The sequence below is a fragment of the Pseudonocardia wallangbongensis genome, assembly GCF_054486945.1.
This window is the reverse complement of the sequence record NZ_JBRERS010000004.1, coordinates 411581-426216: the sequence shown is the minus strand read 5'-3', so window position 1 is coordinate 426216 and position 14636 is coordinate 411581. Positions and strand designations below refer to the sequence as shown.

General features: G+C 73.8%; 14 protein-coding genes. 11 read left to right on the top strand and 3 right to left on the bottom strand.

The window, feature by feature from the left end; genetic code table 11:
• The first annotated feature begins 6 nt into the window (after positions 1-6).
• The 5 genes from ACU436_RS17210 (at position 7) to ACU436_RS17190 (ending at position 6913) form a co-directional block, all read left to right on the top strand.
• The gene (locus tag ACU436_RS17210) at positions 7-1665 is read left to right on the top strand and encodes an ABC transporter substrate-binding protein (RefSeq protein ID WP_459026399.1); all 1659 of its coding nucleotides are present in this window, start codon (positions 7-9) and stop codon (positions 1663-1665) included.
• Positions 1665-2624, top strand: coding sequence for an ABC transporter permease (locus ACU436_RS17205; RefSeq protein ID WP_459026398.1), 960 nt, complete (start codon positions 1665-1667; stop codon positions 2622-2624). Before ACU436_RS17210 ends, ACU436_RS17205 begins: the two co-directional genes overlap by 1 nt.
• Entirely contained in the window at positions 2624-3505 is an 882-nt protein-coding gene (locus ACU436_RS17200) for an ABC transporter permease (protein WP_459026396.1), read from the top strand. The genes ACU436_RS17205 and ACU436_RS17200 overlap by 1 nt, the downstream gene beginning before the upstream one ends.
• A 76-nt stretch (positions 3506-3581) precedes the next feature.
• Positions 3582-5315: a gamma-glutamyltransferase family protein gene (locus ACU436_RS17195; protein WP_459027027.1), complete on the top strand. Its 1734-nt coding sequence runs from the start codon at positions 3582-3584 to the stop codon at positions 5313-5315.
• The gene (locus ACU436_RS17190) at positions 5312-6913 is read left to right on the top strand and encodes a dipeptide ABC transporter ATP-binding protein (RefSeq protein ID WP_459026394.1); all 1602 of its coding nucleotides are present in this window, start codon (positions 5312-5314) and stop codon (positions 6911-6913) included. Before ACU436_RS17195 ends, ACU436_RS17190 begins: the two co-directional genes overlap by 4 nt.
• Here the strand turns inward: ACU436_RS17190 and ACU436_RS17185 are convergent.
• Complete coding sequence (locus tag ACU436_RS17185; RefSeq protein WP_459026392.1) at positions 6902-7771, bottom strand: LysR family transcriptional regulator; 870 nt, start codon at positions 7769-7771, stop codon at positions 6902-6904. The genes ACU436_RS17190 and ACU436_RS17185 overlap by 12 nt on opposite strands.
• Positions 7772-7859: 88 nt before the next feature.
• Here ACU436_RS17185 and ACU436_RS17180 point away from each other — a divergent pair, with 88 nt between their 5' ends.
• The 5 genes from ACU436_RS17180 to ilvA all read left to right on the top strand — a co-directional run bounded on the left by ACU436_RS17180 (position 7860) and on the right by ilvA (position 12165).
• Positions 7860-9098, top strand: coding sequence for an MFS transporter (locus ACU436_RS17180; protein WP_459026390.1), 1239 nt, complete (start codon positions 7860-7862; stop codon positions 9096-9098).
• Positions 9095-9436, top strand: a complete 342-nt coding sequence (locus ACU436_RS17175; RefSeq protein ID WP_459026388.1) for a UBP-type zinc finger domain-containing protein — start codon at positions 9095-9097, stop codon at positions 9434-9436. The genes ACU436_RS17180 and ACU436_RS17175 overlap by 4 nt, the downstream gene beginning before the upstream one ends.
• Before the next feature lie 99 nt (positions 9437-9535).
• Positions 9536-10543 (top strand): Gfo/Idh/MocA family protein, encoded by a 1008-nt coding sequence (locus ACU436_RS17170; RefSeq protein ID WP_459026386.1) that lies wholly within the window; start codon positions 9536-9538, stop codon positions 10541-10543.
• A 41-nt stretch (positions 10544-10584) separates the two neighbouring features.
• Complete coding sequence (locus ACU436_RS17165) at positions 10585-10857, top strand: hypothetical protein (protein WP_459026384.1); 273 nt, start codon at positions 10585-10587, stop codon at positions 10855-10857.
• A 42-nt stretch (positions 10858-10899) separates the two neighbouring features.
• On the top strand, positions 10900-12165 hold the full coding sequence (gene ilvA, locus ACU436_RS17160) for a threonine ammonia-lyase IlvA (protein ID WP_459026382.1): 1266 nt from the start codon (positions 10900-10902) through the stop codon (positions 12163-12165).
• On the opposite strand, the gene ACU436_RS17155 is transcribed toward ilvA, so the two are convergent.
• Positions 12166-13080: a LysR family transcriptional regulator gene (locus tag ACU436_RS17155; RefSeq protein WP_459026380.1), complete on the bottom strand. Its 915-nt coding sequence runs from the start codon at positions 13078-13080 to the stop codon at positions 12166-12168.
• Positions 13081-13160: 80 nt separating this feature from the next.
• Here ACU436_RS17155 and ACU436_RS17150 point away from each other — a divergent pair, with 80 nt between their 5' ends.
• Positions 13161-13670 carry a YbaK/EbsC family protein gene (locus ACU436_RS17150; RefSeq protein WP_459026378.1) on the top strand — a complete coding sequence of 170 codons (510 nt, stop codon included), beginning with the start codon at positions 13161-13163 and terminating at the stop codon, positions 13668-13670.
• A 7-nt stretch (positions 13671-13677) separates the two neighbouring features.
• Here ACU436_RS17150 and ACU436_RS17145 read toward each other — a convergent pair whose 3' ends face one another.
• The gene (locus ACU436_RS17145) at positions 13678-14568 is read right to left on the bottom strand and encodes a LysR family transcriptional regulator (protein WP_459026376.1); all 891 of its coding nucleotides are present in this window, start codon (positions 14566-14568) and stop codon (positions 13678-13680) included.
• Positions 14569-14636 lie beyond the last annotated feature (68 nt).

The following is a 14636-nucleotide window of genomic DNA, read 5'->3' as shown; positions in this document are numbered from 1 at the left end:
CAGACCATGCTGAAGGGACCGCCCGTGCCCCACACCCTCCAGCGCGCGGCCGCCGTTGCCGTCGGCGGCGTGCTGGCGATCGCGCTCGCCGCCTGCATCCCGGTGCAGCCGGTCGTGCCCGCCCCGCCCCGGCCCGACGTCCCCGGTGTGACGTTCGACGGCCGCCCGGTCCGCGAGGGCGGCGAGCTGGTGATGGCCCTGTCCAACGAGCCGGACCGGCTCGACCCGACCACGTCGTCGTCGCTCTACACGCGCTACGTCATGAACGCGATCTGCGAGAAGCTCTACGACATCGACGCCGAGGGCGAGCTCGTCCCGCAGCTGGCCACGGCGCTGCCGACGGTCTCGGCCGACGGCCTGACGGTCACGATCCCGGTGCGCACGGGGATCTCCTTCGGCGACGGCACGCCGTTCGACGCGGCCGCGGTGGCCACGACCCTGCAGCGGCACCTGACGCTGGAGGACTCGGCCCGCAAGAGCGAGATGGGCCCGATCGCCGGCATCGAGGTCGCGGATCCCGCCACGGTGGTGGTCCACTACGAGCGGCCGTTCGCGCCGCTGACCGCTTCGCTCGCCGACCGGGCCGGAATGATCATGTCGCCGGCGGCGCTCGCGGAGCTGGGTCCCGACTTCGGCGACGGCCCGGTGTGCGTCGGGCCGTTCCGGTTCGCCGAACGCGTGCCGCAGACGTCGATCACGGTGGTGCGCGACCCGAACTACTACGACGCCGACCAGGTCCACCTCGACTCGATCACCTACCGGATCATGACGGACGCGAACATCCGCGCCGCCAACCTCCGCTCCGGCGACGTCCAGGTGGCCGACCGGATCTCCCCGCAGGACATCGACGCGCTGCAGCAGGAGCGCGGGATCGGCATCCTCCAGATCGGTTCGCTGGGCTACCAGGGGGTGACGTTCAACCTCGGCAACACCGACGGCGTGGGAGAGCCGCCCGGGCGGATCGACACGCCGGTCGCGTCCGACCCCCGGGTGCGGCAGGCGTTCGCGCTGTCGGTGGACCGGACCACGCTGGTCAACGCCGTGTTCAACAACTGGTTCGAGCCGGCGTGCTCGCCGATCTCGCCCGCGAGCCCGTACTCGACGCCGGAGAGCGAGGCCTGCCCGCCGTACGACCCGGCCCGCGCGCGGCAGCTGCTCGCCGAGGCGGGCGCACCCACGCCGTACCCGCTCACGATGCTGGTGAGCAACAGCCAGGACCAGCTCCGGCTGGTGCAGGCCCTGCAGGCCGGCGTGCGCGCGGGCGGCTTCGAGATCACGATCCAGCCGGTGGAGTACTCGACGCTGCTCGACACGCAGGACCGCGGCGACTTCGAGGTCCTGCAGCTCGGCTGGTCGGGCCGCATCGACCCGCACAGCAACATGTCGACCTTCCTGTCCACGGGGGCCGGCAACAACGTCGCCGGCTACAGCAACCCCGAAGTGGACCGGCTGCTCCGCGAGGCGACCCAGGTGAACGACCAGGCCGCGCGGGCCCGGATCTACGGCCAGGTGGTGGAGATCGTCCAGCGCGACCTGCCGATCCTCTACCTCTACCGGGAGCGCAACCTCACCGCGTACACCACCGACGTCGCGGGCATCGCCACCTTCGCCGACGGCGTCGTGCGTCTCGGCCGCGCCGCCTTCCTCGCCGGGGAGGGCGACTGATGGCCCGCTACCTGCTGACCCGGTTCGGCCAGGGGCTGATCACCCTGGTGCTGGCCTCGGTCGTGGTGTTCGCCGGCGTGCGGGCGCTGCCCGGCGACCCGGCGCTCGCGATGGCGGGTGAGGAGGCCACCCCCGAACGCCTGGCCGCCATCCGCGCGGAGCTCGGGCTCGACGAGTCGATCGTCATGCAGTACCTCCGGTTCCTGGGCAACGCGCTCACCGGCGACTTCGGCGACTCGGTGCGCACCGGCACGCCCGTCACCGAGCTGATCGCCACGACGCTGCCGGTCACGGCGTGGCTCTCGCTCTACGCGATCGTGATCGCCGTCGTGTTCGGGATGGCCGCGGGCGCGCTCGCGGCCGCGTACCGGGGCCGCTGGCCGGACCTGGCCGTCGGCGGCGTGTCGCTCCTGTCGCTGTCGGTGCCGAACTTCTGGCTCGGGCTGCTCGCGATCCTCTACCTCGCGGTCGGGCTGGGCTGGTTCCCGGCGTCGGGCTACGTGGCCTTCTCCGAGGAGCCGCTGCGCGCGCTGTGGCACCTGACGCTGCCCGCGCTGATCCTCGGCACCGGCCTCGCGGCGATCGTGATGCGCCAGACCCGCTCCTCGATGATCGACGCGCTGGCCGCCGACTACGTGCGCACCGCACGGGCGAAGGGCGCGTCGCGCGGCACCGTGCTCGTCCGCTACGCCATGCGCAACAGCCTGATCGTCGTCGTGACGATCGTCGGGCTGCAGCTGGGCGGGCTGATCTCCGGCGCGGTCGTCACGGAGCGGATCTTCGCCCTGCCGGGCTTCGGGAAGCTCACCCTCGACAGCGTGTTCACGCGCGACTACCCCGTGATCCAGGGGGTCGTGCTGGTGGTGACGCTCGCCTACATCCTCATCAACCTCGCCGTCGACGTCCTGTACTCGGTGATCGACCCGCGGATCCGGGTCGCAGGGGGAGGGAACGCCTGATGGCACTGGTCACGCCGGAGATCGCCACCGACGACGAGCTGGGCAGCCGTCGCGGCCGCATCCTCAGCGGGCTGCTGCACCACCGGCTCGGGGTCGTGGGTGGCGGACTGCTGCTCGTCGTGGTGCTCGCGGCGCTGCTCGCCCCGTGGATCGCGCCGTACCCGCCCGACGAGGTGCACTTCGAGACGCCGTTCCAGCTGCCGCGGACGATCGGGTTCCCGCTGGGCACCGACGACCTCGGCCGCGACATTCTCTCCCGCATCCTGTACGGCACGCGGGCGTCGCTCCAGGTCGGCGTGCTCGCCGTGGCGCTCGCGATCGTGGTGGGCACCCCGCTCGGGCTCCTCGCCGGGTACTGGCGCCGGCTCGACGCGCTCGTGTCGCGGCTCACCGACCTGCTGCTCGCGTTCCCGTTCCTCATCGTCGCGGTCGGACTCGCCGCGATCAACGGCGCCAGCCTGACGAACGCGGCGATCGCGCTCGGCCTCGCGCAGGTGCCGACCATGATCCGTGTGGTGCGGGCCGAGACGCTGCGGCTCAAGGGCCACGAGTTCGTGCTGGCCGCCGCCGCGATGGACGCCTCGGGCGCGCGGATCCTCGCCACGCACGTGCTGCCCAACGCGATGTCGTCGATCATCGTGCAGGCCACGGTGATCATGCCGGTCGCCGTGATCGGCGAGGCGCTGCTGTCGTTCCTCGGGCTCGGGATCCAGCCGCCGAGCCCCAGCCTGGGCATCATGCTGTCGGATGCTCAGCAGTACATCGTCCGCGCGCCGTACGCGGCGTTCTTCCCCGGCCTCGCGATCGTCGTGATCTGCCTGGCCTTCAACCTGTTCGGCGACGCGCTGCGCGACGTGCTGAGCCCCGGCTCACGCCGGTGAGATGAGAGGACCCGCCTTGAGCTTCGTCCCGCCCCCCGCCTTCACCACCCGCCCCACCTTGGCGGGCACGTTCGGCATGTCGGCCACCACGCACTGGCTCGCCACCGCCACCGCCCAGGCCGTCCTGGAGCGCGGCGGCAACGCGTTCGACGCCGCCACCGCGGCCGGGTTCGTGCTGCACGTCGTCGAGCCGCACCTCAACGGCCCGGGCGGCGACCTCACCGGCGTGTTCGCCACCGCCGACGACCCGGCCCCGACGGTCCTCATGGGGCAGGGCCCGGCGCCGGCCGGGGCCACGATCGCGCACTACAAGGGCGAGGGACTCGACCTCGTACCCGGCGCCGGTGGGCTCGCCGCCGCCGTGCCCGGCTCGGTGGACGCCTGGCTCGTCCTGCTCGCCGAGCGCGGCACGTGGGAGCTCGCCGACGTCCTCGCCTTCGCGATCGGCTACGCCCGCGACGGGCACCCCGTGGTCGGCCGCGTGGGCACCACGATCGAAACGGTCGCCGAGCTCTTCACCGAGCACTGGAAGACGTCGGCGCAGCTGTGGATGCCGAACGGCCGCCCGCCGCGCGCAGGCGAGATCATCCGGCTCCCGGCCTACGCCCGCACCCTGGAACGGCTGCTCGAGGCCGGCTCCGGCGCCACCGACCGGCGGGGGCGGATCGAGGCGGCCCGCCGGGAGTGGAAGGAGGGGTTCGTCGCCCGGGAGGCCGTCGAGTTCCTGCGGAACCCGCACCGGCACTCGTCCGGCACCGACCACGCCGCCGTCATCGAGGTGGCCGACTTCGCGGCGTTCTCCGGGTCGTTCGAGCCCGCCGTCACCGCCGAGTTCCGCGGCACGACCGTGGCCAAGACCGGCCCGTGGGGCCAGGGCCCGGTCCTGCTGCAGGCGCTCACGATCCTCGACGGCCTCCCCGACGAGGCCATCGACCCGTCCACCGCCGACGGCGCGCACAACGTCCTCGAAGCGCTCAAGCTCGCCCTCGCCGACCGAGACGCCCACTACGGCGACGCCATCGCCGACGGCGTGCTCGACGTGCTGCTGTCGCCGGAGTACGCGCGGGAGCGCCGCGAGCTGATCGGCAAGGACGCCTCGCGCGAGTTCCGTCCCGGCCGCCCCGGCGGGCGCGAGCCGTTCCTGCCCCCGCTCGTCACCGAACCCGACGAGAGGGCGGCGGCCGGCGTCGGCGAGCCCACCGTCGTGCTGTCCGGGGAGACCCGCGGCGACACCTGCCACGTCGACGTCGTGGACCGCTGGGGCAACATCGTCGCCGTCACGCCGTCCGGGGGCTGGCTGCAGTCCTCGCCGACGATCCCCGAGCTCGGGTTCTGCCTCGGTTCCCGGCTGCAGATGACCTGGCTCGAGGAGGGAGCGCCGTCGTCGCTCACGCCGGGCGAGCGGCCACGCACCACGCTCACCCCCACGCTGCTGCTGCGCGACGGGAAGCCGGTGGCCGCGCTGGGCTCCCCCGGTGGCGACCAGCAGGACCAGTGGCAGCTGCTCTACCTCCTGCGTACGCTCGCGGGCGGGTACTCGCCGCAGCAGGCCATCGACGCCCCGGCCATGCACACGACCTCGATGCCCGGATCGTTCTGGCCGCGCACCTGGACCCCCGCCGGCGCCGTGGTGGAGGACCGGCTCGGCGACGACGTCATCGCGGAGCTGGAACGGCGCGGGCACGAGATCACCCGGGCCGGTGACTGGGAGCTCGGTCGGCTGTCCAGCGTCGGGCGCGACCCGGAGACCGGCGTGCTGTCCGCGGCCGCCAACCCGCGCGGCGCGCAGGGCTACGCGGCAGGCCGATGACCACTCCGCTGCTGCGCATCTCCGGTCTCGAGGTCTCCTACGGCTCCGCGACCGTGGTGCACGGCGTGGACCTCACGGTGCGGCGCGGGCAGCGGGTGGCGGTCGTGGGCGAGTCGGGGTCGGGGAAGTCGACCACCGCGGCCGCCGCGATCGGTCTGCTGCCCGGCACCGGGCGCGTCACGGCCGGGACGATCGAGTTCGGCGGCGAGGACGTCACCACGGCCGGCGAGCGGCGGCTGCGCCGCCTCCGCGGACGTCAGATCGGCCTGGTTCCGCAGGACCCGATGTCGAACCTCAACCCGGTGGCCCGTGTCGGGCGGCAGATCGCCGAGACCCTCGTGATGCACGGCATCGCGCGCGGCCGCGCGGCGCGGGAGCGGGCCGTCGGGCTGATGACCGAGGCGGGCATCCCCGACGCGGCCCGGCGGGCCCGGCAGTACCCGCACGAGTTCTCCGGCGGGATGCGCCAGCGCGTGCTCATCGCCATCGCGCTGGCCTGCGAGCCGCAGCTGCTCATCGCCGACGAGCCGACGTCCGCGCTGGACGTCACCGTGCAGCGGCAGATCCTCGACCACCTGCAGCGGCTCACCACCGCGCACGACACGGCGATGCTGCTCATCACGCACGACCTCGGCCTCGCCGCGGAACGGGCCGACGACGTCGTGGTGATGTGGCAGGGCCGGGTGGTCGAGACCGGCCCCGCGGCGCGGATCCTGCGCGACCCGCAGCACGAGTACACCCGGCGGCTGGTCGCGGCGGCCCCGTCGGTGACCACGCGGTCCCGGGCCGCCCCGGCGCCGCCGCCCGCGGCCGACCCGGTGCCCGCGCTCGAGGTCACCGACCTCGTCAAGACCTACCGGGTGCGCGGTCAGCGGGAGCCGTTGCGCGCGGTCGACCGGGTGTCGTTCACCGTGCCCGAGGGCACCACCACCGCGCTCGTCGGCGAGTCCGGCTCGGGCAAGACGACGATCGCGCGGCTGGCGCTGGGGTTGGAGCAGCCGACGTCCGGGCACGTCGCCATCGCGGGGCGCACCTTCCGCGGGGCCGACCGGCCGGGCCGGCGGGCGATCCGGCGCGACATGCAGCCGGTGTTCCAGGACCCCTACGGCTCCCTCGACCCGGTGCTGCCCGTGGAACGGCTGATCGACGAGCCGCTGCGCGTGTTCGGCATCGGTGACACCGCGGACCGCCGGAAGCGGGTGGCCGAGCTGCTCGACCACGTCGCGCTCCCCCGCGCCGCCGCCCAGCGCCACCCCGTGGAGCTCTCGGGCGGGCAGCGGCAGCGCGTGGCGATCGCCAGGGCGCTCGCGCTGCGGCCGAAGCTCGTGATCTGCGACGAGGCCGTGTCCGCGCTCGACGTCATCGTCCAGGACCAGATCCTCGAACTGCTCACCCAACTGCAGCGCGACCTCGGCCTGTCCTACCTGTTCATCACCCACGACCTCGCGGTGGTGCGCGTCGTCGCCCACGACGTGCTGGTGATGCGGCACGGCCGGATCGTCGAACGCGGCAGGACGGACGAGGTCTTCGACGACCCGCAGGACGAGTACACGCGCGCGCTGCTCGCCGCGATCCCCGGGGCCGCGCTACCGGCGTGAGGCGGCGCGTTCGAGATGCTCGAGGAGCGCGGCCGTGGCGGGCACGAGCGGGCCCCGGCGGTGCACGACCCGGACGGTCCAGGTCGGGGCGTTGCGGATGGCGACGGTGCGCAGGTCGGGGAACCCAGCGGCCAGCGTGGCCGGGAAGACCGTGACCCCGAGGTCGGTTCGGACCAGCTCGGCGGCCGCCAGGATGTCGTTCGTCTCGAACACGCCGGCCCGGTCCACCCCGGCGGCGCGGAAGGCGCGGTCGACCACCTGCCGGATGGCCCAGCCCGCGGCGATGTCGACGAACGGATGCCGCGACAGCTCGGACAGGGTCACCGGCGCGGCCGGCAGGTCCGAGTGCGGGCCGACGAGCGCGACCATCCGGTCCCGCATCAGCTCGACGCCGGCCAGGCCGCGCGGCCGCCTGGCCAGCGCGATGACGGCCAGGTCGACGGCGCCCTCCCGGACCGCGTCGACGATCTCGTCCGGCGGCGCCTGGCGCAGCCGCACCACCACCCCGGGATGCGCGTGGCGCAGCGCGGCGATCGCCGGCGGGAGCCCGCCCAGCAGGCCCTGCATGACGCCCAGCGTGACCCGGCCGCGCAGCACCCCCCGCGCCGCGGCGACGGCGGCGTGCACCTGGTCGGCGGCGGACAGGGCCGTGCGGGCCGCCGCCACGAACGCCTCCCCGGCCGCGGTCGGGACGACGCGGTGCGTCGACCGGTCGAACAGCGGCACGTCGAGCTCCCGCTCGACCGCGCGCACCGTCGTCGACACCGCCGACTGCACGAGCCGCAGCCGCCTGCCCGCCGCCGAGAACCCGCCCGCCTCGGCCACGGCGACGATCACCTGCATCTGCCTGAGCTCCACGGCATCCATCTCCAGAAGAGATAACTGAGATCTCCTATCATCGCGCAGACCAGGGAAGCTGGCCTTCTCGCCGCATGTTGGTAGCGGGGTGCAGATCTCTCACGTGGCGGCGGCGCAGCTCCCGAGCCGCCGCCACGACCGCGGCTTCTGGCTGATCACGTACCTGTTCACGGTCACGATGGCCTCGTCGACGCTCCCGACCCCGCTGTACCCGCTCTACCAGCGCGAGGACGGCTTCGGAGCGCTGGTCGTCACGATGGTGTTCGCCGTCTACGCGGTCGGCGTGGTCGCCGCCCTGTTCATCGGCGGCCACGTCTCGGACTGGATCGGCCGCAGGCGGGTGCTCGCGCTGGGCCTGGTGCTCGGCATCGCGTCGAGCACGACCTTCGCCGCCTCGGCCGCCCTGCCCGCGCTCGTCGCCGGGCGCGTGCTGTCCGGGATGAGCGTCGGGCTCGTCACCGCGACCGCCACCGCTCACCTGGCCGACCTCAACGGGCGGGCCCGCCCCGGCCAGGGCCTGCGGCGCGCCGAAGTGGTCGCCACGGCGGCCAACATGGGCGGCCTCGGCCTCGGCCCGCTGATCTCCGGCCTGCTCGCCGTGTCCACGACCTCGCCGCTCCGCGTCCCGTTCATGGTCTCGGTCCTGCTGCTGGCGATCGGGCTGGCCGCGCTCGCGGTGGTCCCGGAGACCGTGCAGCGGCCCGACCCGCTTCCCCCGTACCGGCCGCAGCGCACCGCCGTGGCGCCCGAACACCGGCAGACGTTCGTCGGAGCCGCGGCCGCCTCGATCGTCGCGTTCGCGGTCTTCGGGCTGTTCAGCTCGCTGGCCGCCATCGTGATGAGCACGCTTTTCCACCGCGGGAGCCCCATCCTGGGCGGCCTCGCCGCGCTGCTGGCCTTCGGCTCCGGCGCCGCGGCCCAGATCCCGCTGCACCGGATGACCGCCCGCCGGCAGCTGGGCATCGGCCTCACCGTCACGGCGGCCGGGGTGGTCGTCCTCGTCCTCGCCGTGCACCTGGCAGTCCTCGCGCTGTTCCTCACCGGGGGCGCCATCGCGGGCGCAGGCGCCGGCATCACGTTCAAGGGCAGCATGTCCACCGTGCTCGCCACCGCGGCAGCGAACCGGCGCGGGGAGAGCGCGGCCGCACTCTTCCTCGCCGCGTACGTCGGGCTCACCGTGCCGGTCGTCGGGCTCGGCCTCGCCGCGCAGAGCCTCCCGGTGACGGTCGCGCTGTCCGCGTTCGGCGGCGTGCTGCTGCTCGCGCTGGCGTTCGCGGGCTGGCGGATCGCCACCGCGCGCACCGGAAGCGCCATGATGGGCTCATGACGGACGGGATCGACCCCACGGCCGCGCCCAGCGGGGCCGGCTGCAGCGAGTGCGACCAGAACGGCGGCTGGTGGGTGCACCTGCGCCGGTGCGCCCAGTGCGGCCACGTCGGCTGCTGCGACAGCTCACCCGCCCAGCACGCCACCGCGCACTTCCGCGCCACCGGGCACCCGCTCGTCCGCAGCTTCGAGCCGGGCGAGAGCTGGTTCTGGGACTACCGCGCCGGAACGCTGCGGGAGGGACCCGACCTGGCGGGCCCCCAGCACCGCCCGGAGGACCAGCCGGTCCCGGGCCCCGCGGGCCGGGTCCCGGAGGACTGGCGCGCCCACATCCACTGAGCCGTCCCGCGATTGCAGCATGGCCACCTTCACGCAACCTCGCTGCAGGAAGGTGGCCATGGTGCAATCCGGGGGCCCCGGCAGGGCAGGATCGTCCCCGTGGAACCTCTTCGGATCGGAGTGCTCGGCGCTTCGCGCATCGCCGTCAACGCCATCGTCGCCCCCGCACAGCTCACCGGGGCCCGGCTCGTCGCCGTCGCGGCCCGCGACCGCGGCCGGGCCGAGACCTTCGCCGCCGACCACGGCGTCGAGCGGGTGCTCGGCTCCTACGCCGACGTGCTCGCCGACCCCGAGGTGGAGGCGGTCTACAACCCGCTCGCCAACGGGCTGCACGGCCCGTGGAACGTCGCCGCGCTGGCCGCGGGCAAGCACGTGCTCACGGAGAAGCCCTCGGCGAGCGACGCGGGCGAGGCCCGGGAGGTGCGCGATGCCGCCGCGGGGACGGGCCTGGTGTTCATGGAGGCCTTCCACTACCTGTACCACCCGGTGGCCCAGCGGCTCCTGGAGGTCGTGGGCTCCGGCGAGATCGGCGAGCTGCGCCACGTCGAGGTGCACATGGAGATCGCTCCCCCGCCGGACGGGGACCCGCGCTGGTCGCTCCCGCTCGCGGGCGGCGGGCTGATGGACGTCGGCTGCTACGGCATCCACCTGCACCGGATGCTGGGCCGGTTCGCGGGCGGCGCCCCGCGGGTCACCGGCGCCGAGGGCCGCGAGCGCGCCGGGCATCCGGGTGTGGACGAGTGGGTGCGCGCCGACCTCGCGTTCCCCGGCGGGGCCACCGGTGTGCTGCACAGCTCGATGGCCGCCGAGGAGCTGCGGATGACGGCCCGCCTCGTCGCAGACGCGGGCGAGGTGCGCGCCGCGAACTTCGTGCTCCCCCACCGCGACGACCGGGTGTGGGTCACGGCGGGCGGCGTCGAGCGGGAGGAGCGGCCGGGCCTGCGCCCGTCGTACGCCTACCAGCTGGAGGCGTTCGCCGCCGCCGTCCGGGACGGGGCGCCGGTGCCGACGGACGCCGACGACGCCGTGGCCACCGCCGAGCTGCTCGACGACTGCTACCGGGCCGCGGGATTCGACGTGCGGCCACGTAGCGCACCGGTTTCCTGAACCCGGTCCGCGGCGGTCGGGGGCCCGCTACGCTCTCCCCCGTGACCGCCGCGCCGGAGGACCGGAAGATCCGCCGGCTGACCGACGACGTGCTGGCGATCTACGAGAAGCTCGACACGATCACGGACACCCAGCGACACCAGGGCGACCGGCTCGACGAGGTCAGCACCCAGGTCCGCCGGCTGGCGGCGATCGTCGACCGCCAGGGCAACCGGCTCGACGAGCTCGCGGCCACCCAGGATGGGCACACCGCCACCCTCGCCGGGCACGGCACGAAGCTCGACCGGATCCTGGAGATCCTCGAGCGCCGGTGACCCGGATCGGGCCGCGGCGCCCGGCGGGTGCAGTATCGATGGGTGGTCTCCCGCACGGCTCCGCACGCCCGCACCCTCGCCGACGCCGTCGGCGCCGCCGCCGCACGGCTCGAAGGCGTTGCCCTCCCGACCCCGCTGCGGCCGAGCGACCGGCTCTCGGCCGGCACCGGTGCGCAGGTCTGGCTGAAACGGGAGGACCTGCAGGTCGGGCGCTCGTACAAGCTGCGGGGCGCGTACAACCTGCTGGCCCAGCTCGACGCGGAGGAGCGGGCGGCCGGAGCGGTGTGCGCGAGCGCGGGCAACCACGGCCAGGGCGTCGCGTACGCCTGCCGCCGGCTGGGCATCCGCGGCCGCGTGCACGTGCCGCGCACCACGCCGCGGCAGAAGCGGGAGCGGATCACCGCGCTCGGCGGCGATGCTGTGGAGCTGGTGGTCGGCGGCGACACCTACGACGAGGCCGCCGCGGCGGCCGCCGAGCACGCGGACCGCACCGGGGCCACCGTCGTCCCGGCCTTCGACGACCTGCGCACGATCGCCGGGCAGGGCACGGTGGCCGCGGAGATCGTCGCCCAGCTGGACGGCCCGCCGGACGTCGTCGTGGTGCCGGTGGGCGGGGGCGGCCTGCTCGCCGGGGTCGGGGGTTTCCTCGCCGCGCGGTACCCGCAGGTCCGGATCATCGGGGTGGAACCGGCGGGCGCCGCGAGCATGACGGCCGCGCTGGCCGCGGGCGAGCCCGTCGCGCTGCCCGAGCTCGACTCGTTCGTCGACGGTGCCGCGGTGCGCCGCGTCGGCGACGTGAGCTACCCGCTGGTGCGCGACAGCGGCGCCGAGCTCATGACGGTGGCCGAGGGCCGCGTCTGCACGGAGATGCTCGACCTCTACCAGGTCGACGGGATCATCGCGGAGCCCGCGGGGGCGCTCGCCGCCGCCGCGCTCGACGGGATCGAGCTGGAAGCCGGCGCCACCGTCGTCTGCCTGCTCTCGGGCGGCAACAACGACGTGAGCCGCTACGCCGAGGTGATCGAGCGCTCGCTCGTGCACCGCGGCCTGAAGCACTACTTCCTCGTGGAGTTCCCGCAGGAGCCGGGCGCGCTGCGGCGGTTCCTCGACGAGGTCCTCGGCCCGGACGACGACGTCGTGCTGTTCGAGTACGTCAAGCGGGACAACCGCGAGACCGGCGCCGCGCTCGTCGGCATCGAGCTGGCCCACCGCGACGGCTACGAGCCGCTGTGGAAGCGCATGGAGGCCAGCCCGCTGAAGATCCAGCACGTCGCCCCGGGGACCACGGCGTACCGCTTCCTGGTGTGACTAGGGCGTCCGGACCGATCCTGCGCGGAGCCGGTGGCCCGTGTCGCGCAGGGTGTCGAGGACGGCGCGGACGGCGGGCCGGGCGATGTTCTCCGGCCGTACCAGCGCGTCGATGTGCCGGACGGACCGGACGCCGTCGAGTGGCCGGAGCACGACCCCCGGAGGTCCGGGCGAGGTCCAGCGAGGCATCAGAGCGATGCCTGCCCCGGCCCGGACCAGCTCGCCGGCCACGGTGAACTCGTTGACGCGATGGACCACGTCGACCGGGTGACCGGTGACCGCCGACAGGGCGTCGACGATCGCGCCGACCGGGAACCCGGCGTGGGTGGTGATCCACGGCTCGGCAGCGGCCCGGCGGGCGGTGATCCGCGCCTCGTCGGCGAGCGGGTGGTCGATGGGCAGCGCCACGTCGAGTGGTTCCTCGACGAGCGCTACCCCGTGGACCGAAGCCGGCCACGGTGGCGTGTGGGCGAAGCGGTGCGCCAGTACGACGTCGTAGGTCGAGGTGAGCTTGGGGAACTCCGCCTGGGCGACGTCTTCGTCGGCCATCCTGACCTCGACGGCGGCGCCGGCGGGGAAGGCCGCCACGAGTGGCGGGAAGAACGCCATGGCCGCGCTGTTGAACGCCGAGACGTGCACCGTGCCCTGTGGATCCTCCCCCAGTGCCTGCGCGATCTCGCGGGCGCGGGCGAGTGCCGTCTCGACCTCGGCGCCCGCGAGTGACAGCCGCTCACCCGCCTCCGTCAGGCGGAGGAAGCGGCCTGCTCGTCGCGTCAGGGGGACCGCGGCGCTGCGCTGCAACGCCTTCAGCTGCTGGGAGACGGCCGACGGGGTGATGTGGAGGGCGGCCGCGACAGCGCTGACGCTCCCCAGCTCGCCGAGCTCACGCAAGATCCTCAGCTGGCGGGCGTCCATGAACGGAGTGTAGGGAAACTGAATTGCGAATGTAGATGATGCTCCTTGGCTACAGAATTGGTCGCGCGCAGACTGGCCGCGTGACAGACGCCCCGACGGAGACCGGCACGTACTCGCGACTCGTCGCCATGCTCGATGCGGCCGGCGCCGACTACGAACTCATCGACCACGCCGCGGTCGGGACCACCGACGTGGTGAGCGCCCTGCGGGGCCACCCGCTGGAGCAGGCCGCGAAGTGCCTGATGCTCCTGGTGCGGGTCGACCGGAAGATCCGCCGGTACGTCCTGGCCGTGGTGCCGGGCGACCGGAAGGTCGACCTCGGGGCCGTCGCTTCCCTGTACAGCGCCCGCTACGCCGGGTTCTGCGACGCCGGGACCACCGAGCGCCTGGCCGGGTCGGCCCCCGGTACCGTCCTGCCGTTCGCCCTCGACCCGGCCGTGGAACTCGTCGTGGACCCGACCGTGCTCGGCCAGCCCCGTCTCTTCTTCAACGCGGCCCGGCTCGATCGGTCGATGAGCCTCGCCACCCGGGACTTCGAGCGCGTCGCGCGGCCTCGGATACACCCCATCGCGGCCGATGCCCGAGGATGACTCCACCCTAGGAGGGCAGCGCCCCCGCGACCGCAGCAGCAGCGCGGACGGTGGCGTTCTCGTGGGACGTGCACCAGACCAGGCACAGGTCCACCGGCGGCAGGTCGTCGATCGGGACGTACGTCAGATCGTCGCGGTTCACCAGCTCGGACAGGGAGCGCACGGTGGGGTGCACGAACGAGCCCTTCGCGACGTGGGCGACGTACTCGGCGATCGTGGTGATCGGGGTTTCGATCCGCACTCGCGGGATGGGGGTTCCTTCGACGTTCGTCGGCGGCATGATCGTGTCGAGGACCTGGGGCGGCGCGAAGTTGATCATCTGTACCCAGCGGTCGACCTCCATGGTCGAGATCGACCGCCGCCCGGCCAGCGGGTGGTCGGCGGCCATCACGGCCACCCGTTCCTGACGGTCGATCGCCGGCCCCTCGGTGAGGTCGCCGCCCGCGGCCCCCGTGCGCCACATCAGGAGGATGTCGAGCTCACCGGTCCGCAGGTCGTCGTAGGGTCGCGCGAAGGAGACTTCCCGCTGGATCACGGAGACGTCGGGGTGGCGGCGCTCGAACGCACGGACGAAGCGGGCGAGCGCACGGCCACCGGTCGTGGGGGTGAACCCGATCCGGATCTCCCCCGCGAGCCGCCTGCCGGCGTTCTGCACGGATCGACCGGCGGCGAGCAACTGCTCGTACGCCGCGCCGACCTCGTCGCGGAACCGCACGCCCAGCGGGGTCAGCCGGACCCGGCGGCTGGTCCGGTCGAACAGCCTTCCGCCGAGCTCGCGTTCCAGCGCGACCAGCCGCTGGGAGACCCGGGGCTGGGAGATGTGCAGCCGGCTCGCGGTGCGCCCGAAGTGCAACTCCTCGCCGAGCACCAGCGCGATGCGTATCTGATCAAGCTCCATGACCGGCCCTGATTGATTCGTCTGGCGAATCGACTGTAGCGACGTCCTCCGTTGATCGGGCCGAACTG

Bases quoted from the DNA above. Each gene is read 5' to 3' on its own strand.
- ACU436_RS17175 (WP_459026388.1), top strand. From the start codon at position 9,095: ATGACGGACGGGATCGACCCCACGGCCGCGCCCAGCGGGGCCGGCTGC.
- ACU436_RS17195 (WP_459027027.1), top strand. From the start codon at position 3,582: ATGTCGGCCACCACGCACTGGCTCGCCACCGCCACCGCCCAGGCCGTC.
- ACU436_RS17205 (WP_459026398.1), top strand. From the start codon at position 1,665: ATGGCCCGCTACCTGCTGACCCGGTTCGGCCAGGGGCTGATCACCCTG.
- ACU436_RS17155 (WP_459026380.1), bottom strand. From the start codon at position 13,080: ATGGACGCCCGCCAGCTGAGGATCTTGCGTGAGCTCGGCGAGCTGGGG.
- ACU436_RS17145 (WP_459026376.1), bottom strand. From the start codon at position 14,568: ATGGAGCTTGATCAGATACGCATCGCGCTGGTGCTCGGCGAGGAGTTG.
- ACU436_RS17190 (WP_459026394.1), top strand. From the start codon at position 5,312: ATGACCACTCCGCTGCTGCGCATCTCCGGTCTCGAGGTCTCCTACGGC.
- ACU436_RS17200 (WP_459026396.1), top strand. From the start codon at position 2,624: ATGGCACTGGTCACGCCGGAGATCGCCACCGACGACGAGCTGGGCAGC.
- ACU436_RS17210 (WP_459026399.1), top strand. From the start codon at position 7: ATGCTGAAGGGACCGCCCGTGCCCCACACCCTCCAGCGCGCGGCCGCC.